Source organism: Symbiobacterium terraclitae (assembly GCF_017874315.1).
In the GTDB taxonomy this organism is placed as follows: domain Bacteria; phylum Bacillota; class Sulfobacillia; order Symbiobacteriales; family Symbiobacteriaceae; genus Symbiobacterium; species Symbiobacterium terraclitae.
The window spans coordinates 1-22,282 of sequence record NZ_JAGGLG010000038.1 but is presented as its reverse complement, the minus strand read 5'-3'; the positions used below and the strand labels follow the sequence as shown (position 1 = coordinate 22,282).

Annotated in this window: 20 protein-coding genes and 1 tRNA gene; 20 read left to right on the top strand and 1 reads right to left on the bottom strand. The window is 68.9% G+C overall.

Annotated features, from left to right (window positions below):
• The 12 genes from mfd to J2Z79_RS16410 all read left to right on the top strand — a co-directional run bounded on the left by mfd (window position 1) and on the right by J2Z79_RS16410 (window position 11,678).
• The gene (gene mfd / locus J2Z79_RS16465; protein ID WP_209467998.1) at window positions 1–3,717 is read left to right on the top strand and encodes a transcription-repair coupling factor; all 3,717 of its coding nucleotides are present in this window, start codon (window positions 1–3) and stop codon (window positions 3,715–3,717) included.
• A gap of 148 nt (window positions 3,718–3,865) precedes the next feature.
• Window positions 3,866–4,426: a stage V sporulation protein T gene (gene spoVT, locus J2Z79_RS16460; protein ID WP_209467997.1), complete on the top strand. Its 561-nt coding sequence runs from the start codon at window positions 3,866–3,868 to the stop codon at window positions 4,424–4,426.
• A gap of 150 nt (window positions 4,427–4,576) precedes the next feature.
• Window positions 4,577–6,208, top strand: a complete 1,632-nt coding sequence (locus tag J2Z79_RS16455) for a putative polysaccharide biosynthesis protein (RefSeq protein ID WP_209467996.1) — start codon at window positions 4,577–4,579, stop codon at window positions 6,206–6,208.
• A gap of 67 nt (window positions 6,209–6,275) precedes the next feature.
• Window positions 6,276–7,886, top strand: coding sequence for a putative polysaccharide biosynthesis protein (locus J2Z79_RS16450; RefSeq protein WP_209467995.1), 1,611 nt, complete (start codon window positions 6,276–6,278; stop codon window positions 7,884–7,886).
• Window positions 7,887–7,898: 12 nt separating this feature from the next.
• Window positions 7,899–8,990 carry a nucleoside triphosphate pyrophosphohydrolase gene (mazG, locus tag J2Z79_RS16445; protein WP_342589522.1) on the top strand — a complete coding sequence of 364 codons (1,092 nt, stop codon included), beginning with the start codon at window positions 7,899–7,901 and terminating at the stop codon, window positions 8,988–8,990.
• A gap of 100 nt (window positions 8,991–9,090) precedes the next feature.
• Window positions 9,091–9,360, top strand: a complete 270-nt coding sequence (locus tag J2Z79_RS16440) for an HU family DNA-binding protein (protein WP_209467994.1) — start codon at window positions 9,091–9,093, stop codon at window positions 9,358–9,360.
• Window positions 9,361–9,422: 62 nt separating this feature from the next.
• Window positions 9,423–9,716: an RNA-binding S4 domain-containing protein gene (locus tag J2Z79_RS16435; RefSeq protein WP_209467993.1), complete on the top strand. Its 294-nt coding sequence runs from the start codon at window positions 9,423–9,425 to the stop codon at window positions 9,714–9,716.
• A gap of 115 nt (window positions 9,717–9,831) precedes the next feature.
• Window positions 9,832–10,173, top strand: coding sequence for a sporulation protein YabP (gene yabP, locus J2Z79_RS16430; protein ID WP_425353541.1), 342 nt, complete (start codon window positions 9,832–9,834; stop codon window positions 10,171–10,173).
• 48 nt (window positions 10,174–10,221) lie between these two features.
• On the top strand, window positions 10,222–10,752 hold the full coding sequence (gene yabQ, locus J2Z79_RS16425) for a spore cortex biosynthesis protein YabQ (protein WP_245302909.1): 531 nt from the start codon (window positions 10,222–10,224) through the stop codon (window positions 10,750–10,752).
• 152 nt (window positions 10,753–10,904) lie between these two features.
• Complete coding sequence (locus J2Z79_RS16420; RefSeq protein ID WP_209467990.1) at window positions 10,905–11,138, top strand: sigma-70 region 4 domain-containing protein; 234 nt, start codon at window positions 10,905–10,907, stop codon at window positions 11,136–11,138.
• The gene (locus J2Z79_RS16415) at window positions 11,135–11,491 is read left to right on the top strand and encodes a hypothetical protein (protein ID WP_209467989.1); all 357 of its coding nucleotides are present in this window, start codon (window positions 11,135–11,137) and stop codon (window positions 11,489–11,491) included. The genes J2Z79_RS16420 and J2Z79_RS16415 overlap by 4 nt, the downstream gene beginning before the upstream one ends.
• 101 nt (window positions 11,492–11,592) lie before the next feature.
• Window positions 11,593–11,678: transfer RNA gene (locus J2Z79_RS16410), tRNA-Leu, on the top strand.
• A gap of 49 nt (window positions 11,679–11,727) precedes the next feature.
• On the opposite strand, the gene J2Z79_RS16405 is transcribed toward J2Z79_RS16410, so the two are convergent.
• Complete coding sequence (locus J2Z79_RS16405) at window positions 11,728–12,372, bottom strand: response regulator (RefSeq protein WP_209467988.1); 645 nt, start codon at window positions 12,370–12,372, stop codon at window positions 11,728–11,730.
• Window positions 12,373–12,567: 195 nt separating this feature from the next.
• Between J2Z79_RS16405 and J2Z79_RS16400 the strand changes: the two genes are divergently transcribed.
• The 8 genes from J2Z79_RS16400 (at window position 12,568) to J2Z79_RS16365 (ending at window position 22,113) form a co-directional block, all read left to right on the top strand.
• Window positions 12,568–12,819, top strand: coding sequence for a hypothetical protein (locus tag J2Z79_RS16400; RefSeq protein ID WP_209467987.1), 252 nt, complete (start codon window positions 12,568–12,570; stop codon window positions 12,817–12,819).
• A complete protein-coding gene (locus tag J2Z79_RS16395) occupies window positions 12,806–16,186 on the top strand; it encodes a molybdopterin-containing oxidoreductase family protein (RefSeq protein WP_209467986.1) in 3,381 nt (1,126 codons plus the stop codon). Before J2Z79_RS16400 ends, J2Z79_RS16395 begins: the two co-directional genes overlap by 14 nt.
• A gap of 12 nt (window positions 16,187–16,198) precedes the next feature.
• Complete coding sequence (locus J2Z79_RS16390) at window positions 16,199–17,293, top strand: 4Fe-4S dicluster domain-containing protein (protein ID WP_245302907.1); 1,095 nt, start codon at window positions 16,199–16,201, stop codon at window positions 17,291–17,293.
• A 17-nt stretch (window positions 17,294–17,310) separates the two neighbouring features.
• A complete protein-coding gene (locus J2Z79_RS16385; RefSeq protein WP_209467984.1) occupies window positions 17,311–17,982 on the top strand; it encodes a TorD/DmsD family molecular chaperone in 672 nt (223 codons plus the stop codon).
• Between the two features lie 4 nt (window positions 17,983–17,986).
• Entirely contained in the window at window positions 17,987–18,841 is an 855-nt protein-coding gene (locus J2Z79_RS16380) for an ethylbenzene dehydrogenase-related protein (RefSeq protein WP_209467983.1), read from the top strand.
• Between the two features lie 17 nt (window positions 18,842–18,858).
• Window positions 18,859–19,824: a hypothetical protein gene (locus J2Z79_RS16375; RefSeq protein ID WP_209467982.1), complete on the top strand. Its 966-nt coding sequence runs from the start codon at window positions 18,859–18,861 to the stop codon at window positions 19,822–19,824.
• Entirely contained in the window at window positions 19,766–20,614 is an 849-nt protein-coding gene (locus tag J2Z79_RS16370; RefSeq protein WP_209467981.1) for a P-loop NTPase, read from the top strand. The genes J2Z79_RS16375 and J2Z79_RS16370 overlap by 59 nt, the downstream gene beginning before the upstream one ends.
• Before the next feature lie 137 nt (window positions 20,615–20,751).
• A complete protein-coding gene (locus tag J2Z79_RS16365) occupies window positions 20,752–22,113 on the top strand; it encodes a GAF domain-containing protein (protein ID WP_209467980.1) in 1,362 nt (453 codons plus the stop codon).
• The last annotated feature ends 169 nt before the right edge of the window (window positions 22,114–22,282 follow it).

Here is a 22,282-nt window from a genome sequence, read left to right as displayed (position 1 = left end):
ATGCCAAGTGAGACCTTGCTTCGGCTCCTCCAGGCTTCACCGGAGTTCAGTTCGCTCTACGACGGCGTGAGGCGCGGATTCGCAGAGCAGATGGTCTACGGTGTGGCCGGCTCGCTGAAGAGCGCCCTCGCAGCGGCCCTGCGGGAGAGGACCGGCAGGCCCGTGCTGGTGATCACGGCGACGATCCAGCAGGCCGAGCGCTTCCGCGAGGACCTGCTCACGTGGCTTCCCGGGCGGGAGGTGGCCCTTTTCCCGCCCATCGAGTACATGCCCTTCGAGGTGGTGGCCCACTCTCCGGAGGTGGTCGGTCAGCGGCTGGCGGTGCTGGAGCGGCTGGCGCGCGGCGAGGACCTGATCGTCGTGGCGCCTGCCGCCGCGCTCTACCGTAGCCTCACGCCCCACGGCGTCTTCCAGCGCGCGCTCCTCACCCTTTCCCCGGGGATGCGCATCGAGCGCGACGACCTGCTGGCGCGGCTGGTGCGGCAGGGGTACGAGCGGGTCGACATGGTGGAGTCCAAGGGGCACGTGGCCGTGCGCGGTGAGATCCTGGACCTCTTCCCGCTCTCGGCCGATTACCCCCTGCGCGTCGCGTTCTGGGGCGACGAGATCGACGAGATCCGCCGCTTTGACCCGGCCACGCAGCGGACGGTGGAGCGGCTGGATTCGGTCGCGGTGGGGCCCGCCAGGGAGTTCATCCTGCCTGAGGCGGGAATCGACGAGGCCGTCGAGCGGATCCGCCGCGACCTGGCGCAGACAGTGGCCCGCCTCCGGCGGATCCGGGAGCGCGAGGCGCAGCCCGCGCCCGGAGCGGTCGAGGCGGCGGAGGGCGACCGGGCCGGGGAGGGCGCCGCAAAGGGCGGGGCGAAGCGGCGGCGCACTGCCGCGCAGCGGGCGTTGCTGGACACGGTGGACGCCGCGCAGAAGCTGGAGGAGCGCGTGGAGGGGCACCTGGCCAAGCTGGAGCAGCAGATCTACTTCTCCGGGCTCGAGCAGTACGCCAGGTTCTTCTACGACCAGATGGAGACCCTGATCGACTACTTCCCCGAGCCGCCGCTGATCTTCGTCGACGAGCCGGCCCGCATCCGGGACGCCAGCGCGGACCTGGAGGCGCGCGACGCGGACAGGCAGGCGGCGATGCTGGAGCGGGGCGGCCTGCTGCCGGGCCAGCTGGGCCTCTACCTCAACTACCACGCGCTGTTCCAGCGGTGCCGCCAGGGCAGCGCCATCTACTTCAGCGCCCTCGGGCGGGGTATACCGGGCATCCGGCCGGCAAACGAGGTGGGCTTTACTGCGACGGCCATGCAGGAGTTCCACGGCCAGTGGCCGCTTTTCGCCGAGGAGCTGAAGCGCTGGAAGAAGCAGGGCTACCGGGTGACGGTGCTGGCGAGCACGCCGGAGCGGCAGCAGCGGCTCCGCGAGCTGATGGTGGAGGCAGAGGTCGAGAGCGGCGCCGGAGCCCAGGGGGCCGAGGTGGCCGTGCCGATGCCGGGCGCCGTCTGGGTGGGCATCGGGTCGCTGGAGGGAGGCTTCCAGTGGCCGGGCCAGCGCCTGGTGGTCGTGACGGACGCGGAGATTCACGGGCGCCAGCGCCGGCGGCGCCGCGCCGGCGTGGTGCACGGGGCCGGACAGGCCGGGGCCGCCGGCGGGCGGCAGGCGGCGCGCATCGCCAGCTACCACGACCTGCAGGTGGGCGACTACGTGGTGCACGCCACCCACGGCATCGGCAAGTACCTGGGGGTGCGCTCCGAGACCATCCTCGGCACCACCCGCGACTACCTGGTCATCCAGTACGAGGGCACGGACCGGCTCAAGATCCCCACCGAGCAGGTCGACCAGATCCAGAAATACATCGGCGCCGAGGGGCACGAGCCCAGGCTCAACCGGCTGGGCGGCGGCGAGTGGGCGAGGGTCAAGAGCCGCATCAAGGAGTCGATCCGGGAGATGGCGGCCGAGCTGCTCAGGCTGGCGGCCATCCGGCAGAGCCAGCCCGGCACGGCGTTCCCCCCGGACAGCGTCTGGCAGCGGGAGTTTGAGGATGCCTTCCCGTATGAGGAGACGCCGGATCAGCTCACGGCCATCGCCGAGATCAAAGCGGACATGGAGAGCCCCCGGCCGATGGACCGGCTGCTCCTGGGCGACGTGGGCTACGGCAAGACCGAGGTCGCCCTGCGGGCGGCCTTTAAGGCCGCGTCCGCCGGGAAGCAGGTGGCCATCCTCGTGCCCACGACGATCCTGGCCCAGCAGCACTACGCCACCTGCAAGAGCCGCATGGAGGGCTTCCCGCTCAACCTGGCCGTGCTCAACCGCTTCAAGAGCCCCAAGGAGCAGGCGGAGATCATCAAGGGCCTGGCGGACGGGCGGATCGATCTGGTGATCGGCACGCACCGGCTGCTGTCGGACGACGTGAAGTTCAAGGACCTGGGGCTGCTCATCGTGGACGAGGAGCAGCGGTTCGGCGTGGCGCACAAGGAGAAGATCAAGCAGCTCAAGGCCAACGTGGACGTGCTCACGCTCTCGGCGACGCCCATCCCCCGCACGCTGCACATGGCGATGGTGGGCATGCGGGACATGTCGGTGATTACCACGCCGCCGGAGGACCGGTACCCGGTGGAGACTTTCGTGGCCGAGTACGACGACGCCCTGGTGCAGGACGCCATCGGGCGGGAGCTGGCGCGGGGCGGGCAGGTCTTCTTCGTGCACAACCGCATCCAGACGCTGGACAAGGTGGCCGGCCGGCTGCACCAGCTGGTGCCCGAGGCGCGCATCGCCGTGGCGCACGGACAGATGCCCGAGGACCGGCTGGAGCAGATCCTCCTGGACTTCATGGAGGGCGAGTACGATGTGCTGGTGGCCACCACGATCATCGAGAACGGCATCGACATGCCGCAGGTGAACACGATCATCGTGGATGACGCCGACCACATGGGGCTGAGCCAGCTCTACCAGCTGCGAGGTCGGGTGGGGCGCTCCAACCGGCTGGCGTACGCCTACTTCCTCTACAAGCGGGACAAGGTGCTCACCGAGGCCTCGGAGAAGCGGCTGCGGGCGATCAAGGACTTCACGGAGCTGGGCTCGGGGTTCAAGATCGCCATGCGCGACCTGGAGATCCGCGGCGCGGGCAACATCCTGGGCCCCGAGCAGCACGGGTTCATCGTCACGGTCGGCTTCGAGCTGTACACGCAGCTCCTGGAGGAGGCGGTCCGCGAGCTCAAGGGCGAGCCGGCGCCGCCGGTGGAGGTGCAGGCCAACATCGAGCTGCAGGTCGACGCCTTCATCTCCGACCAGTACATCCCCGACGCCCGGCAGAAGATCGACGCCTACAAGCGGATCACCGCCATCCGCTCTATGGCCGACGCCGAGGACGTGGCCGACGAGCTCGTCGACCGGTTCGGCTCGCTCCCCGACCCCGTGAAGAACCTGCTGGACATCGCCCGGCTGAAGGTGCACTGCGCGCGCCTGGGCATCACCGCGATCACGCAGATGCGCGACCGCGTGACCGTGAAGTTCCAGCCCGCGGAGGCGGCCCGCTTCCCGTTCGACCGGCTGGCGGGGCTGGGCCGGAAGGCCGAGTTCCGGGGGCGCGTGGAGATCCCGCGCGGCCTGAAGCCCTCCAGCTTTGTCGTCAACGTGCGCGGGCTCGAGCCCCGCTCGCTGCTGCGCACCCTGTTGCTGCTCATGGAGCAGCTGCGTGAGCTGACCCTGGCCTCTGTCAGGTAGAAGTGCGCCTGCCCTGCCAGCTTCTGCATAGAATGTCACCGGAAACGCCCCGGTGGGGGGGCTGCCAAAAAGTGAATAGGGGCGGTTCGGGCTGCCGTATACTATCGGCAGTCGAGCCGAAGTCGCTGCCTACAGAGGAGGGTTGTACTTGAAGGCCACAGGCATAGTCAGACGCATTGACGACCTGGGCCGGGTTGTCATCCCCAAAGAGATCCGTAGAACCCTTCGGATCCGGGAGGGCGATCCCCTGGAGATCTTCGTCGACCGGGACGGCGAAGTGATCCTCAAAAAGTACTCGCCGATCGGGGAACTGGGGGAGTTCGCCAAGGAGTACGCCGACTCTCTCTACGAGGCCGTCGGGCATACTGCACTGATCGCCGACCGGGACACTGTGATTGCCGTAGCCGGAGCTCCCAAGAAGGAATTCCTCAACAAGCCCATCGGTTCGCTGGTGGAGCGGGCAATGGAAGACCGCCGCTCGATCACGGTGACCAGGGCGGGTGAAGGCAAGCTGCGCGGCTCCATCATCGGCGACGACGAGGAGGAGAACCGCTTCCCCGTGTACGTAGTCGCCCCCATCGTGGCTGGAGGTGACCCCATCGGGGCCGTGATCATCTGTTCACGGGAGCCTGATGCCGTGATGACCGAGACCGAGATCAAGCTGGCGGAGACCGCTGCCGGGTTTCTCGCTAAACAGATGGAGCAATAGCAGGAGAGTCCACCACCGTTCAGGAGCAGACCCCGCTCCTGAACGGTTTTGCATGCGGGGGCACCTGGTCTTTACGCCGGCGGAGCCGTGGGATAACATGAGGAAGATTAGGCAGTTCGCACACGCCGGTGGGACCGGAGGAGGGTCAGCATGCACGCAGGCAGGGGCGAATCCTTTCTCCGGGGCGCGCTGATCCTCACGCTTTCCACGCTGGTTGCCCGGCTGCTGGGACTCATCTACAAGCCGCTGGTCGCCCGGATCTTCGCGCCCTTCGACGGGCGGGGCGGCGCGGTGGGGCTCGCCCTGGCCAACGTGCCGTTCACCACCTACATGATCATCCTCTCGTTCACCTCGGTGGGCCTCAACGTCGGCATCGCCAGGCTCGTGGCCGAGCGGATGGCCGTGGGCGACCCGCGGGGCGCACGCAGCGTCTTCCGCGCCTCGCTGGCCCTGATGACGGGCCTGGGGCTCGCCGGAGCGCTGGCCTTCTTCTTCGGCGCGCCCTGGATCGCCCGGGCGATTGCGCCCGACGCGGCCGAGTCTGCGCCGGGCTTCCGCGCGATGGCGCCCGCCCTCTTGCTGACGTCGATGCTGGCCGCGTACCGCGGCCTGTACCAGGGGTTCCAGCAGATGGCGCCCAGCGGCCTGTCGTACGTCATCGAGCAGGTGGTGCGGGTCGCCTGCGGCCTGGCGTTCACCTGGATCCTGGTGCGGGTCTCGCTGCCCATGGGGGCCGCGGGGTTCAACCTGGGGGACGTGGCGGGTGCGGCCGCGGCGCTGGCCTATATGCTCTTCCTCTACCTGCGGAACCGGCGCTCCATCTGGCACGCGGAGCAGGCGGCGGCTGCCGGCCGGGAGGCCGGGGAGGACCGGCTGCAGCCGGGAGCAGCGCGGCTCTACGCCCGCATCTTCGCCGTGGCCGGCCCGATCGCGGTCATCGGCGCCGTGGCGCCCCTGATGATGATGGCAGACACGTTTTTCGTCCTGCGGGCGCTGGCGGCCGCCGGCGTCGCCAGCCTCGACGCGCAGGAGCAGTATGGCCTGCTCGCCAACGCGCACTACGTGGCGAACCTGCCGGCCATCCTGTCGCTGGCCGTCTACACCGCGATCCTCCCGGCCATCACCACGGAGATGGCCGCCGGGAGCCGCAAGGCGGCGCTGCGGAAGGCGCGGCAGGCCTACCGGATGACCTTCCTCCTGGGCATTCCCGCACAGGCGGGCCTCTGGGCGCTGGCCACGGGGGTCTACCGGTTCATCTACGGCGACCCCAACGGCGGGCCGGCCATGGAGGCCATGGCCTGGGCCGTCTTCCCGATCATGCTGCAGCAGACCACCTCCGGGGTGCTCCAGGGGATGGGGCGCATCGGGCTGCCGGTGCGAAACTTCGTTCTGGGCGCGGCGGTCAAAATTGTGCTGACCGCCCGGTGGACGGGCCCCTACGGCATCGCAGGGGCCGCATGGGCCACCGCCATCGGGTTCGGGGTGGCCGCGCTGCTGAACATGGTGGACGTGGAGCGGCTGCTCGGCCGGACGCTGCAGACCCGTGGTATGCTCTGGAAGCCGCTGGCCGGCGCCCTGGTGATGGCCTGCGCCCTGCGGGCCCTGCTCCCGCACCTGCCGGAGGGGAACCTCGCCCTGCTGGGCGAGATCGGTGCAGGGGCCGCGCTGTACGGCCTCGTCCTCCTCCTGCTGCGAGGTGTCCACCGGGAGGACGTGGCCGCGATCCCGCGCATCGGGCCGCGGCTGGCCGGGATCCTGGGGCGCGCGCGGCTTCTGCGGTAGCCGTAACGTCGACAGCCATGCTCGTCGGTCGGGTCCCCGCCGTGCGGGGACACTGGGGGGTAAGTCATTGCAGCAGTCCAGAGCAGAGGGATTCATGCGGGGGGCCCTGCTCCTCACGGCGGGCTCCCTGATATCCCGCGTACTAGGCGTATTCTACCGCCCCGTCGCCCAGCTGGCCCTGGGCGAGGACGGGCTGGCGATCGTGACGCCGCCCAACGCACCGTACATGCTGATCCTGGCCGTCTCCTCGACCGGCCTGAACGTCGCGATCTCCCGCCTGGTGTCGGAGCGGCTGGCGGTGGGAGACCTGAGGGGCGCGCGGCGGGTGGTGCGGCTCTCCACCACCATCCTCGCCATCAGCGGGATCGCCTTCAGCCTCCTGTTCGCCCTCGCGGCGCCGTGGATGGCCCGCGTGCAGGGGTTCCCCGAGGCGACCCCGGGCTTCCTGGCCCTTGCACCGGCGATCCTCCTGGTGACGCTGGAGGTCGCGCTGCGCGGCCTCTACCAGGGGATGCAGCGCATGCGGCCCGCCGCCGTCACCATGGTGATCGAGCAGGCCGGGCGGGTCGTGGTCGGCCTCCTCGGCGTCTTCCTGCTGACGCCCGTCGCCCTGAACCTGGGCGCCGCGGCCTTCAACGCCGGTAACACCGTCGGCGTCCTCCTCGGGGTGCTCTACGCTGCCTACATCTACCTGCGGGAGCGCCCCATGGCCGACTGGACGACGGTCGCCCCGGGGATCGAGTCGTGGGAGGAGACGGACACCTGGCGGCTGATGCGGCAGATCCTCGCCATCGCGCTGCCGCTCTCGTTCCTCGGGGCGGTGCTGCCCCTGATCCAGCTCGCCGACACGTCCCTGATCACCAACCGGCTGATCTCCATCGGGGTGGATCCCGCGGAGGCGAAGCGGGCCCTCAGCTACATCACCAACGCCTCGCAGCTGCGGGACCTTCCGCTGATCTTTGCCCAGGCGCTCTACGTCTCGCTGGTGCCCGCGGTCACCGAGTCGCTGGCCCTCGGCCGCACGGAGCAGGCCCGCCATAGGGCGGCGGCGGCGATGCGGCTCACCTGGCTGATCGGCCTGCCCGCCACCGCGGGGCTGGTGGTCGCCGCCCGGGAGGCTTACGGCGTGCTCTTCCGGGGGCCGGGGTACTTCGTCATGGCGCCGCTGGGCTGGTCGACGATCTTCCTCATGATCCAGCAGACCTCTTCGGGCATCCTACAGGGGCTGGGCCTGATCTGGCTGTCGGTGTGGAACCAGCTGGCTGGCGTCGCAGTCAAGTTCGTGCTGACCTACTGGTGGACAGGCATCCCGGCGCTGGGTGCCAACGGGGCCGCCTGGGCCACCACCGCGGGCTTCCTGCTCGCGGCGGGGCTCAACCTGGCGGCCCTGCGCCGCAAGTTCGGACTTGGGCTGGGGGTGCGGCAGAACATCCTCCGGCCGCTGGCGGCATCGCTGGCGATGGCTGCCGCGCTGGCGCTGGCCAGCCCGCTGATCCGCACGGCGATTCCGTGGACTCGCCTCTCGGGCCTGGTGACCATCGGCTTCGGCGCGCTCGTCTACGGCGTCGCGATCCTGATCCTGGGCGGCGTCCGGCAGGTCGACCTGGAGCTGGTGCCCGGCCTACCGCCCTCGTCCATCCGCCTGCTCAGGCGGCTGCGGCTACTGCGCGACAAGTGAGGTGGCTCAACCGTGATCGATGATCTGCTGCGAGCGTTTCAGATCGACCTCTCCGAGGGTCTGGAGGTGCGCCCGGCGGCCAGGCTGGCGGAGGCGCCGCCGCCGGGCGGGGCGCCGCTCCTCGTCTGCGGTGTTGCACCCGGGACTGCGGCACGGCTGCAGGCGCTGCTGCTGGCCCACTACCCCCCGGCGCATCCGGTTGGGCTGTACCGTGACGGCGCTGTCGCCGAGGTCCGGCTGGACGGTTTGGCGGCGCACGAATGGGCAAACTACGCACTAACCCTGTATCTGCGGCCGGTTGAGCGCTCGGAGCGGAAGCGCTGGCCGCTGGATCCCCTGGTGGAGGTGATGGCCCGGCTGCGGTCCGCCGACGGCTGCCCGTGGGACCGGGAGCAGACCCACGAGAGCCTCAGGCGGTACATGCTGGAGGAGGCCTATGAGGTGGTGGAGGCCATCGACCAGGGCGACCCCCGCCACCTGTGCGAGGAGCTGGGCGACGTGCTGCTTCAGGTGGTCTTCCACGCGCAGATCGCCCGGGAGGCCGGCCGGTTTGACATGAGCGACGTGGTCAGCGGCATCACGGAGAAGCTGATCCGGCGCCATCCCCACGTCTTCGGCGAGGCGGTGGCGGAGACCGCCGCCGACGTGACCCGCACCTGGGAGGCGATCAAGCGGTCCGAGCGGGGGGACCAGGCGCCGCCCTCGGTCCTGAGCGGGGTCTCCGGGGGGCTCCCGGCGCTCTCCCGTGCCCTGGAGCTGCAGAAGCGGGCGGCCAGGGTGGGTTTCGACTGGCCCGACGCCGCGGGACCCGCGGACAAGGTGCGGGAGGAACTGGACGAGGTGCTGTCGGCGGAGCCCGCCGATCAGGAGGGCGAGGTGGGCGACCTCCTGTTCGCGGTGGTCAACCTGGCCCGCAAGCTGAAGGTGGATCCGGAGATCGCGCTGACGCGGACCAACGCCAGGTTCATACGGCGCTTCCGGTATGTGGAAGAGAAGCTGGCCGAACGAGGGCTGCGCGTAACGGACGTCGGCCTTTCGGAGATGGATTTGCTTTGGGATGAGGCTAAACGGGCTGAATTCGGGGAAAAATACAGGGGAAAATAACACCACTCGTAAAGGAAATGGAAGGAGTTCTGCAAACCCACGCCGAATACGGCTCAGCGGGAATCGTACCCAATCTTACCTCGAAAGGGGAGACCGATTCTTGAACAAGCAGGATCTGGTCGCTAGTGTCGCTGAGAAGGCGGGCCTGACCAAGAAGGACGCCGAGAAGGCCCTGAACGCCGTCGTCGAGTCGATCAAGGAGGCCCTGCACAAGGGCGACAAGGTCTCGCTTGTGGGCTTCGGCACGTTCGAAGTTCGCAACCGCGCTGCCCGTTCGGGCCGCAACCCGCAGACCGGTGCGCCGATCAAGATTCCTGCCGGCAAGGTTCCGGCCTTCCGCCCCGGGAAGGAACTGAAGGAGAGCGTCTAAACGCTGAAGATCAGGACCGGGCCCCGCAGTGGGGTCCGGTCTCCGTTTGAGGAGCGGTTCATGTGCGTATCGACAAGTTCCTGAAGGTCTCTCGCGTCATCAAGCGCCGCACGCTGGCGAAGGAGGTCTGCGACGCAGGCCGGGTTCAGGTGAACGGCCGGCTCGCCAAGGCCGGCACCGAGGTGAAGCCGGGGGATACGGTGTTCATTGACTTCGGCCGCAGGCAGCTGACCTTCCGGGTGCTGGAGGTGCGGGAGCACGTACGGGCCGCCGAGGCCCGGGAGCTGTACGAGGTGCTGGCGGAGGAGTTCAAGGCAGACAGCACGCTCCCCCACCTGGAGGACGATCCGGAATAACCGTGCGGACCGCCGCGGAGGCGGTCCGCTGCCATTTGCTACATAAGAATACCGGGGCCTGCATAGAGATGGGACAGGTCCCCGGCAGGAGGGGATGCAGAGGAGGTCGGTCAGGGTGGAGGAGCGGACAACGTACCGGGTGGAGGGTCGGGGGCCCGCCTTCGACGAGAACGAGGCGGGCGGCCACAGCCACTCGCTCACCATCGCCAACCGGGAACGGGTGCACATCACCGGCGTGGTGGGCGTGGACAGCTTCGATGACGAGGAGGTCAACCTGGAGACCGAGATGGGGCTCCTGAGCATCCGGGGCGAGGAGCTGCAGATCAAGCAGCTCGACCTGGAGAAGGGGCAGTTCGCGGTGGAGGGATACATCAACGCGCTGCAGTATGCCACCCCGCGCCAGCGCGGCGCGCGTCAGCCGCGCAGCCGGTCGTTCCTGGAGCGGCTGCTGCGGTAGCCGGCGCGATTCGGCAGACAGGGGCGGGGGGTTGGTCCGGTGCTGCGGATGGAGCTCCAGTTCTACGCGCTGTTCATGACGATCCTCAGCGGCGTCGGGCTTGGCCTCCTGTTCGACCTGCTGCGGGCGGTCAGGCGTTTCGTCCAGCCGGGTCCCGTTCTGGCTGCGCTGGGCGACCTCTGCTTCTGGGGCGCCGCGACCGCCATGCTGGGCGCCGGCCTCTTCCTGGGAAACTGGGGCGAGTACCGGTTCTACGTGCTCGTCGGGCTGCTGACCGGCCTGGGCCTGCACCTGTGGCTGGCGAGCCCGATCGTCCTGTGGCTGTTCGATGGGCTGCTCAGGCTGCTCGCCTGGCTGCTGGAGCTGCTCTGGACGCTGTTCCTGCGGCTGGTCTGGCATCCCGCCGTCGCCATTCTGCGATTCGCGTACAGGGTAGCCGTGCAGGTCACAGCCTGGCTGGGCCGGCGGCTCCGCGGGCCGTACCGCTGGATGCGGCTCCAGTACCTGCTCACGAAGCGCCGCTGGCGGCGCGCGCTGCGCCGGTGGCTGCAGGGGCGAAAGCCGCCGCGCGATTCGTAACCAAATCCTAAGATTTGCGACCCTCGCAAGGAGGAGTTTCCCGCCCGTGGAAGAAGGTATAAAGAACGTACACAGCTTGTACACGGTTTGTACTCAGCTTGTACACAGCCTATCCACAGGTTGTGTACAACTAGCCAGGGGCGGACGGGGCAGTGAACATCGAGATTCGCGGTGCCGAGCGGCTGAGTTTCCGGGAACGGCAGGTCGTCGTTCTCAAGGAGATGGGCTGGAGCAACGAGCAGGTGGCCAAGCGGCTCTCGCTCGCGGCTGGCACCGTCGCGACCCTGTACAACCGTGCAAAGAGCAAGGGCTACCAGGTTGTCATCGTCCTTCCCGGCGACACCCTCGGGCTGTTTGACAGCGCCGACAGGGAGGAAGAAGAATGAGAGCTCCCCGCAGGCGAGACGCGTCGACGGTAACGGCCGCGCCCACGCCGGTGCGCCGCGCAAAGGGAAATCCCCTGCGCCGCCACTGGCTGTCGGGCGCGCTTGTCGCCGCGGTGGTCGGCGTGCTCTCGTTTGCGGTGATGGAGCTCTACGAGGCGGAGCAGGAGCTGAACCGGGCGCTCCAGGTACAGGCGCAGGTCGAGGCGGAGCTGAGGACGGTGCAGGAGAAAAACCGACGGCTCTCCGAGACGCTGGAGCGCGTCACCAGCCACGAGTCGATGGAGCTCAAGGCCAAGCAACTGGGCTTCATCTGGCCCGACGAACAGGTTTACCAGACGGCACCGACGCGGTGAGATCGGGGCGCCCGCAAGGGCGCCCTTCGGTACGTCCAGGACCGACCAATGGTCGGTTGATTGGTCGGAGCGCGCGTGTTAAGATGGGTAAACGCGAGCAGGCCCGAGTGGCGGAATGGCAGACGCACGAGACTTAAAATCTTGCGGCCGTGCGGCCGTGCGGGTTCGAGTCCCGCCTCGGGCACCAGCAGACGTGAAAAGACCTCACTCCGTGAAATGGAGCGAGGTCTTTTTCATTACATCCTCCCGCCCAGCAGCCGGTTGCGGCTGACCAGGGCGGCGGCCTGGGTTCGGTTGGAGAGGTTCAGCTTCTGCAAGAGCGAGCTCACATAGTTGCGCACCGTTTTCTCGGCCAGGTAGAGCCGGGCGGCGATCTCCCGGTTTGTCAGCCCCTCGCCGATGAGCTGCAGGATCTCCTGCTCCCGCTCGCTCAGCTGGTCGAGGCGCGGGCCCGTACGGGCGCCGGCGCGCAGGTGCTCCATCACGCCGCGGGTCACCTGCGGGTCGAGGAGGCAGGTGCCCTGCGCCACCAGGCGGATGGCGCGCAGCAGCTCGTCGGCCTCGACGTGCTTCAGGATGTACCCGGCCGCCCCCGCGACCACCGCGGCAACGGCGGCCTCGTCGTCGTCGTAGGAGGTCAGCATCAGCACCTTCGTGTCGGGCAGCTGCTCGCGGATCATCCGGCAGGTCTCGATGCCGCTGGTGTCCGGCAGGCGCACGTCCATGAGGACCACGTCCGGCCTGAGCGCCGCGGCCTTCTCGAGCGCCTCCCGGCCGGTGGCCGCCTCGCCGGCCACCTGAAAGCCAGCGGCGCGGGAGAGCAGCGCCTTCAGGCCCATGCGCACCACGCTGTGGTCGTCGACCAGCAAGACGGTTGTCATGGAGATCGCCCCCCATCGCGTCGCCGTGCGGTGCACCTATTCGCCCGCCCGAACGGCGATCCCTTCCGCGGCCAAAAGGCTCCCGCAAGTTCGGGACATTTGTCCCGGGAGCGGAGGGAGGCTGTCCCTGGGGGAGACCGGCCGCGTTCCGTTACGCTTGAAACAGACCATCGCTCGCCAAGGGGAGGGGTGACGATGAGGTCCGCAGTAGAGGGCTGCGCCGGGGAGGCGCCGGGCGGAACCGCGGAGGGCCTGGACGCGATGGCCGAGACCTTCGCCCGGGAGTTCCTCCGCATGGGGTTCTCGCCCGACGCCGTCCTGGCGCTTTTCAAGAACCCGTTCTACAGGGCGCCCAACCACATCTACCGCGCGCGGGGCGAGGCCTGGGTCGCGGCCCTGATCCGGCGCATCGCCAACGGAGGGGAGGAGCTGCATGCCGAAGCGTGAGACGGCGGGGAAGGTCTCCCGCCGCGACTTCCTGGTCGCCACCGCGGCCGCCGTGGGCGGCGTCACGCTGCTCGGGCGCCATCGCTGGGCCCGGGCCGACCTGGTGACGCTCAAGCCGTTCAAGGTGGAGAACCCACTGGCCGCCTATCCGGGGCGCGACTGGGAGTCGCTCTACCGGGATCAGTACCGTTATGACTCCGAGTTCACGTTCCTGTGTGTGCCCAACTGTACGCACAACTGCCGGGTGAAGGGCGTGGTGCGCAACGGGGTGATGGTGCGGGTGGAGCCGCCCTACACCGAGGGCACGGCCACCGACCTCTACGGCACCATGTCGTCGCAGTCCTGGCACCCGCGCGGCTGCCTCAAGGGCTACACCCTGCCGCGCCGCATCTACGGCCCCTACCGCACCAAGTACCCGATGGTCCGCAAGGGATGGAAGGCCTGGGTGGAGGCCGGCTGGCCCGACCAGTCGCGGCCCGAGGTGAAGGAGCAGTACTTCCGCCGCGGCTGGGACGACTGGGTCCGGGTCTCCTGGGACGAGGCGAACACGCTGGTGGCGAAGACGCTGCTGCACATCATGGCGACGTACTCCGGCGAGGAGGGCGTGCAGCGGCTCCGGGAACAGGGCTACCCGGAGGAGATGATCGAGGCCATGGGCGGCTCCGGGGCGCAGACCCTGAAGTTCCGCAACGGCATGGCGCTCAACGGCGTCATCCGCATCAACGCCCTGGCCCGCTTCGCCAACATGCTGGCCCTCTACGACGGCCAGAAGGGCGCCCGCCAATGGTCCAGCTACGACTGGCACGGCGACCTGAACCCGGGCCACCCGATGTCCACCGGCGTGAAGTGCTCCGACGTGGACATGAACGACTTCCGCAACACCAAGCTCATGATCTTCCTGGGCAAGAACCAGGTGGAGAACAAGATGGCCGACGCCCACTGGTGGATCGAGATCATCGAGCGCGGCGGCAAGGTGGTCAACATCTCGCCGGAGTACAGCCCGGCCTCGCAGAAGTCCGACTACTGGCTGCCCGTCCGGCCGGGCTCCGACATCGCCCTCCTCCTGGGCCTGGCGCACATCCTCTACCGGGACGGGCTGATCGACTTCGACTTCGTGCGGCAGCACACCGACATGCCGCTCCTGGTCCGCATGGACACGCTGAAGCGGCTGACCAACAAGGACCTTGGTATCCCTACAAGCCGGCTCACCGGCTACTCGGTGACGGTACAGAAAATCGACCCGGCCCTCAGGGAGTCGTGGGGCGACTTCGTGATCTGGGACGAAGCTGCCGGCGCGCCGCGGGTGATCAACCGGGAGCACGTGGGGGCGCACCTGCCCTACACGCCAGCCCTCGAGGGCACCTTCACCGTGAGGCTGGCCGACGGCTCCACGGTGGAGTGCAAGACGATCTACCAGCTCTACAAGGAGCACGTGGCGGAGTACACCCCCGAGATGGTCTCGGAGGTGACCGGCGTGCCCGTGGAGCTGATCGAGCGGCTGGCGCACGATCTGGGGACGATCAAGCCTGCGCACATCGCCACCGGCGAGGGCGTCAACCACTACTTCCACTGCGACCTGACCGGCCGGGCGGCCTTCCTGCTGGTCTCGCTCACCGGCAACGTGGGCAAGCCGGGCGCCAACACCACCCACTGGGCCGGCAACTACCGCGGCGAGAACCACCCCGGCCTGCCGCTCTGGATGGCGGAGGACCCCTTCAACCCCAACCTGGACCCGAACGCCAGGCCCGAGGAGATCAAGGTCAAGAAGTACTACAAGTCGGAGCACCCCGCCTACTGGAACTACGGCGACCGGCCGCTGATCGTGAACGGCAAGAACTACACCGGCAAGACCCACATGCCGACGCCCACCAAGGCGATCTGGATCGCCAACTCCAACCACCTGAACAACGCCAAGTGGGCGCACCACATGATCGAGGTGGTTAACAAGAACGTCGAGATGTTCGTGGTGCAGGACTGGGAGTGGACCGGCTCCTGCGAGCACGCCGACGTGGTCTTCCCGGTGCAGTCCTGGGCGGAGATGACTCACCCCGACATGACGTCGGCCTGCTCCAACCCCTTCTTCAACGTGTGGAAGGGCGGGCTGAAGCCGCTGTACGAGTCGAAGCAGGACGTGGAGGTCATGGCCGGCGTGGCGGGCAAGCTGGCCGAGCTGACCGGCGACCAGCGCTACTCGGACTACTGGAAGTTCGTCAACGAGGGGCGCACCGAGGTCTACCTGCAGCGGGTCTCCGACGGCTCGTACACCACCAGCGGCTACGACATCCAGGAACTGCTCGAGTCCGACCGCGACTGGCTGATGATGTTCCGGACCTATCCCCGCATCTTCGGCTGGGAGCAGGTGCACGAGCACAAGCCCTGGTACACGAAGACCGGCCGAATCGAGCTGTACAAGGACGAGGACGAGTTCATCAACCTGGGCGAGAACCTGATCGTCCACCGGGAGCCGGTGGAGGCCACGCCGTACCTGCCCAACCTGATCCTCGGCACGCACCCGGCCATCCGGCCGGTGAACGAGGTGCCGCTGGACGCGGTGAGTGCGGACGAGCGGTCGATCCGCAACGTCAAGATGAGCTGGGCCGAGGCGAAGCAGACCCGCAACCCGCTCTGGGAGCAGGGCTACCGGTTCTACTTCCTCACGCCGAAGAGCCGCCACCGGGTGCACTCCTCCTGGGCCATGACCGACTGGAACGTGATCTGGGACTCCAACTTCGGCGACCCCTACCGGAACGACCCGCGCACGCCCTCCACCGGCGAGGCGCAGATCCACATCAACCCGGAGGACGCGGCCGAGCTCGGCATCAACGACGGCGACTACGTCTACGTCGACGCCAACCCGGCCGACCGGCCCTACATCGGCTGGAAGGAGTCTGACCCCTACTACGAGGTGGCCCGGCTCAAGGTCCGGGTGCGGTTCAACCCGGCCTACCCGCGGGGCGTCACGATGATGAAGCACGCCATCTGGATCGCCTCGCCCAAGACGGTGCAGGCGAACAAGACCCGAACGGACGGCCTGGCGATCTCGGATACCGGCTACATGGCCCACGTGCGCACCGGCTCGCACCAGTCGGCCACACGGGGCTGGCTGCAGCCCAGCCAGATGACCGACTCGCTGGTCCGCAAGGCCTACATGGGCCAGGAGATCGGCGTGGGTTATGAGGTGGACGTGAACGCGCCCAACACCTGCCCGAAGGAGACGCTGGTGAAGATCACCAAGGCCGAGGACGGCGGCCCGCAGGGCCAGGGCGTCTGGAAGCCGGCGACCAGCGGGTTCACGCCCGGCAACGAGAACGAGACGATGCTCAGGTACCTGCAGGGAGGCTTCGTTGATGCGAAAGGGGGGAGCTAGCCGGTGGCTGAGATGGTGAAGAACTGGCAGCTGGGCCGGGAGATGGAGTACGCCTTCCCCGAGGCCCGGCCGCAGCGACAGTTCGCGGCGGTCTTCAACCTGAACCGGTGCATCGGCTGCCAGACCTGCACGATGGCCTGCAAGTCGACCTGGACCTTCAGCGAGGGCCAGGAGTACATGTGGTGGAACAACGTCGAGTCAAAGCCCTACGGCGGCTACCCCAAGAACTGGGACGTGAAGCTGCTCTCCATGCTGGGGCCGCAGCCGTGGAACGGCAGGACCTACGAGGGCAAGACGATCTTCGAGGCGCGGGACCCGGCCAAGCAGACGGTGACCGGCATGGTCGCCCTGGGCTACCTGCCCTCTGACGAGGAGTGGCGCCACCCGAACCTCTACGAGGACGCCTCCAGGGGGCATAACCCCCGGGGCGAGTCGCTGCCCGAGCACCAGCACTGGGGCTTCTACCTGCCCCGGATCTGCAACCACTGCACCTATCCCGCCTGCCTGGCGGCCTGCCCCCGGAAGGCGATTTACAAGCGGCAGGAAGACGGCATCGTGCTGATCGACCAGGCCCGCTGCCGGGGGTACCGCAAGTGCATGGAGGCCTGCCCGTACAAGAAGCCCATGTACCGGGGCACCACGGGCACCAGCGAGAAGTGCATCGGCTGCTACCCGCGCATCGAGCAGGGCCAGGCGACCCGGTGCATCGCCACCTGCATCGGCAAGATCCGGCTCTTCGGCTGGGTGGACGACCCCGAGTCGCCGGTGCACTACCTGGTCCACAAGGCGAAGGTGGCGCTGCCGCTCTACCCGCAGTTCGGCACCGAGCCGAACGTCTACTACATCCCGCCCCGCTGGGTGTCGCGAGCCTACCTCACCCAGATGTTCGGCCCCGGCGTCGAGGAGGCCATCGAGACCTACACGCACCCCGACAAGGAGCTGCTGGGCGTGCTCCAGCTCTTCGGCGCAACCGACCGGATCATCCACCGGTACCGGATCGAGGACGAGGAGGCGGTGGGCTTCGACGCGGCGGGCAACGAGGTGGTGCGCACCGCCATCTGGGAGCCTGTCCAGGTTCGGCCCGAGAACCGCCACAACATCACCTGACGAGAGGGGGAGCCACCATGGAGCCGCTGAACGGTGCCCTGCGGCGGAGCCGGGTCTACGCCGTGCTCTCCCGCGGCTTCCTCTACCCGGAGCCCTCCCTGCTCCGGGAGCTCAGGGGCGGCGCCTTGGCGAGGGCGCTGCGCGCCTACCTGCCCCGGGGCGGATACGCCCTGGCGAAGCAGGCGCAGGCGGCGCTGGACGGGCCGGGAGAGCGGGAGTCGGAGTACAACGCCCTGTTCGCGGGGCAGGCGGTTCCCTGCCCGCTCTACGAGACCGAGTACACCGGCGCCCACGTCTGGATGCAGACCCAGCAGATGGCGGACGTGGCCGGTTTTTACCGGGCGTTCGGGGTCGATGTGGAGGGCGAGCGGCCGGACGGGCTAGCCACCGAGCTGGAGTTCATGTCGCTGCTCTGCCTGAAGGAGGCGGTGGCCAGGGCCGACGGCGATCGGGAGGCGGCCGCGATCTGCCGCGACGCCCAGGCCCGCTTCCTGCGGGAGCACCTGGGGCGCTGGCTGCCGAAGCTGGTGACAAGGCTCGAGAGGCTCGATCCCGGCGGGTTCTACCACGCGCTGAGCCGGCTGGCCGACTGGTACGTGCGGCACGACGCGGAGCGGCTCTCCGACGTACCGGCGGCGGAGCAGCAGGCCGCGGCCGCCGGCGGCGCGGCGAGTGAGGAGGAGGGTTGAGTCGATGAAGGTGTTCCGACGACTCTCGCGGACCCAGATGGTCGTCGGTGGTATGTTTCTCGGCCTCGTGCTGCTCTCGGTGGCGCTTGCGGCCGTCGAGACCGGCACGCGCCGGCCGGCCGCCAACCCGACGGTGGTCGTGCGGCGGGCCCAGGCGCTGCCGCACGACCCCTGGGCGGAGGAGTGGCAGCGGGTCAGCGGCGTGGTGCTGCCGCTCACCGTGGTCAGTACGGTCAACCCGGTCGAGGGGAACGTGCAGGTGAAGGCGCTGCGCGACGACCGTTCGATCGCGATCCGGCTGGAGTGGAGCGACAACACGCAGGAGCTGAACACCCTCCGCCCCCAGGACTTCGCGGACGCCGCCGCCGTTGAACTGGCGACCCAGCCCACTGGCGCCTGCATGGGCATGCTGGACGCGCCGGTGCACATCTGGCACTGGCGGGCCGACCGCGGCCCGGGGGCCCGGGAGATGGCCACCGCCTACCCCAACATGCACGTGGACGGGTGGCACGACGACACCGGCCAGGTGCAGGAGGTGTTCGGCGACGACCTGTACGCCCGGCCCGCCCTGGTGGTGGGTAACCGGCGGGCGCTCCCCGACAAGGGGGGGCTGGCCGAGAACATGATCGCCGAGGGCTTCGGCACCCTGACGACGGCAGCCGAACAGCCCACGTCGGTGGAGGCGGTCTGGAAGGACGGCCGCTGGGCGGCGGTCTTCACCCGCTCCCTCGACGGCGACCCGCAGTTTGAGGCGGGCAGCCAACTCCAGGCGGCCTTCGCGGTCTGGGACGGCAAGCAGATGCAGCGGGACGGCATGAAGTACATCACCGACTGGGCGGTGCTCGAGCTCAAGCCGTGACGAAGGGGGGTGGAGCCGTGGCTGATGCGCTGCGCCCCCCGATGGTGCGGGCCCTCCTCTGGGCGGCAGGCGCAGAGTTCCTGCTGGTGCGCCTCTTCGCCCGGATCGGGATCTTCATCCCGAAACAAGGAGTGGTGCTCTCCGCCTACCGGGCGCTGGTCTGGATTGGCGAGGTGGCCTTCAACCTGAGTCTGGCCCTCGGCGTCGTGGTCCTGCTCCTGACCCTGGTGGGGCACAGCGGCCAGCTTCGCCTGCTGGTCGGGGCAGCCGCGCTGCTGGCCCTGACCGGCGGGCTGGGCTGGGACGGCGGGCAGTTCCTCGCGGCGGGGCTGCTTCTGGCGGCGGTCTGCGCCCTGGCAGCCGGTGCCTTGGCCAGGGTCCCGCCCGGGTGGCGGGCCGGGCTGGGCCTGCTCCTGTCAGCCCAGGCCATGCGCTACCTGACCAGCGGGCTGCAGCTTGGCTGGGTGGTGTTCGGCCTGCCCGGTACGCTCCCCGGGGCCGGCCTGCTCCTGCAGGTGGCGGAGCTGGCGGCGGCCTGCGCGCTGCTGGCCATGGGGCTGCCGCCCCTCCGCCCCACCCGGATTCCCGGCGGAGGCGAGGCCCCGGCGTGGCGCCGGCGCCTTCTCCTGGCTTCCCTGCCCGCGGCGCTCCTGCTGTTCGCGTTCTGGCTGAACGCCGACATGACCGGCGTCTTCGCCATGTACTGCCTCGGTCTTACCCTGGTCTGGCCCGCCCCGCTGTACGTGGCGGCCGCCGGGGCGGCGACGCTGGCGCTGACCGGCGTCGCCGGGGAGGGCCGGATGGCCCTCGGCCTGATCCTCCTGGCCGGCCTGGGACTCCATACCAACCAGCAGCACCTGCTGCTCCTGGCGGGGTGGGCGCTCCTCGCCCTCCCTGCCGCCCCCCCAGAGGAGGGAAGCGCAGATGACCCTATGCGAGAAGGCGACGCCCTGCGTCCTCTGCACCGCAGCCGGGCAGTGTGAACTGGACCAGGAGAGGCACTCGATCTGGCTCCTTGACCGAAGGCTGAAGGAGATCGGCCGCCGTGTGCTGGTGCTCAGCAACAAGGGTGGCGTGGGGAAGTCGACCGTGACCTACAACGTGGCGGCTACTCTGGCGATGCGGGGCCTGCAGGTGGGGGTGCTGGACGCCGACCTCTCCGGCCCCACGCTGCCGCTCCTGGCCGGGGTGGAGGGCGCCCGCATGCGGGCCGGGGAAGGCGGCCTGGTGCCGGTGGAACCGGCAGCCGGCCTCAGGCTGGTCTCCAGCGGGTTCTTCCTGCAGGACCAGGACGACCCGATCATGTGGCGCGACGCGTACAAGTTCGAGTTCCTGACCCGCCTGCTGGCCGACGTCGCATGGGGCCGGCTCGACCTGCTGCTCGTCGACATGCCGCCCGGTACCGGGGGAGAGCTGATCGGCCTGAACGAACTGCTCGGACGGGTCGACGGCGCCGTCGTCGTCACCACACCGCAGCGGGCGGCCCTGGCCGACGGACGGAAGGCCATTGCCGCCTGCCGGGAGGCGGGCATCCCGGTCATCGGGGTCGTGGAGAACATGAGCGGCCGCCTCTTCGGAAGCGGCGGCGGGGAACTGGTGGCGGGCTCGACGGGTGTGCCGTTCCTCGGGCGGATCCCGCTGGACGAGACCATAGCGGCCCTCTCCGACGCCGGCGTCGCACCGGCCGTGGCCGAGCCCTTCAGCAGCGGCGGCAGGGCGCTGGCCGAGGTGGGCCGCCGTCTGGAGGACGCCATCCGCGCAATCAGGCGTTGAGGGGGGAGGACTTAGAGCATCGGCCCAATGCCGATGGTTATTGTTTTGTGTTACGATTTGCAATAACCGGCCAGATGAACACGCGGCCGCCCAGGGCAGGGAGCCTCCGATCCCTCCCGGAAGGCAGGTGGTCCCACGTGGATGAGCACCCCGTCATCATCTTCGACCACGATCTCCGCATCACCGGCGCATCCGCCTCGGCGCTGGAGATTCTGGGCGCTCGGGTGGGGAAACGCTGCCGGGAGGCCTTCCGCTGCACGGACTGTGCCGGGGAGGTCTGTCCGCTGCGCAGGGCCCTGCGCGGAAATGCGGCCGACGGCCGCATGCCGGCCGGCCTGCCCGGCACCAGGGTGTTGCTCGCCGCCAGCCCGCTGGCCGGGGAGCCCCGTGGCGGGGTCGCGGCGCTCCTCACGATCGAGGGGGAGGACCCGGAGCCGGTCATCCTGAGCAGCGGCCTGCGCCGGGTGCTCGACACGCTCCGGGAGATGCTGCGGAGCGACCTGGCCGCCCTCGCCTTCTATGACAGCAGGGCACAGGAGGTCCGGTGGCAGGTGACCAGCGGGAACCTCTCGCCCGACGTGACGGCCATCCGCCTGCGCCCCGGCCAGGGTTTCGCCGGGCGGATCGTGCTGAGCGATCTGCCACTGCGCACGTTTCGCTTTCCCGACGACCTCACCGACGACCCGCGCTCCTACCCCATCTTCCTCGCTGAGGGGCTCAAGGCCGCCATCGGCGTGCCGGTCCGCAGCGAGCGCGGGGTCCTGGGGGTGCTCATGGCCGCCAGCCGCACGGAACGGGAGTACGACGACGCCGACCTCGCCTGTCTGCAGGAGGTGGCGGACTCCGTCTCCCTGGCGGCGGAGATGATGCGGCTGCACGATGAGGCGCTACGCAGGGAGCGGGCCCGCCTGGCGCAGGAGGTCCACGACGGCCTCTCCCAGAACCTCTTCGGCCTCCAGCTCCTGCTGCAGGACTTGCAGGAGAGCCTGCTCACCGATTCGCCGTCACGGGTGGAGGAGCACCTGAGCGCGGTGACCCAGGTGCTGGGCGGCACGCTCACCGAGGTCCGGCGCCTGATCAGGAGGCTCCGGGGCTCGATGCAGCAGAGCATCGGGCTGATCGCCGCCCTCGCCGACACCCTCGCCCACTTCTACCGGCTGTCGGGCCTGCAAGTTGAGCTGGCCGTCGACCTGGAACCGGGGGAGGACGTCGTCTGCAGCGGGATCCAGGACGTGCTCAGGATCGTGCAGGAGGCGCTGATGAACGTGCACCGGCACGCCCGGGCCACCCGTGTGCGCCTGGGGGTCTCGCGGAAGCCGGAGGGATACCATCTGACGATCGTTGACGACGGCTGCGGCTTCGACCCGGCCCAGCCGCCGGCCGAGGACCACTACGGCCTGGCCATCATGCGGGAGCGGGCCGACCGCCTGGGCGGACGTCTGAGGATCGACTCGGCTCCGGGCCGGGGTACTGTGGTGACTCTCCTACTGCCATTGTGACAGGATCGTGCGCGGATCGGATGTGATAGATGTCCCGATTCGATGGGATACCCGACCTGAGCTACGTGCGCGAAGGGGGCTGTCCCAAAAGTCATCGAGGATGACTTAGGGACAGCCCCCTTTTCTTTTTGTCTAAATACAAAAGAAGCCGCCCTTCTGTTACAATGGA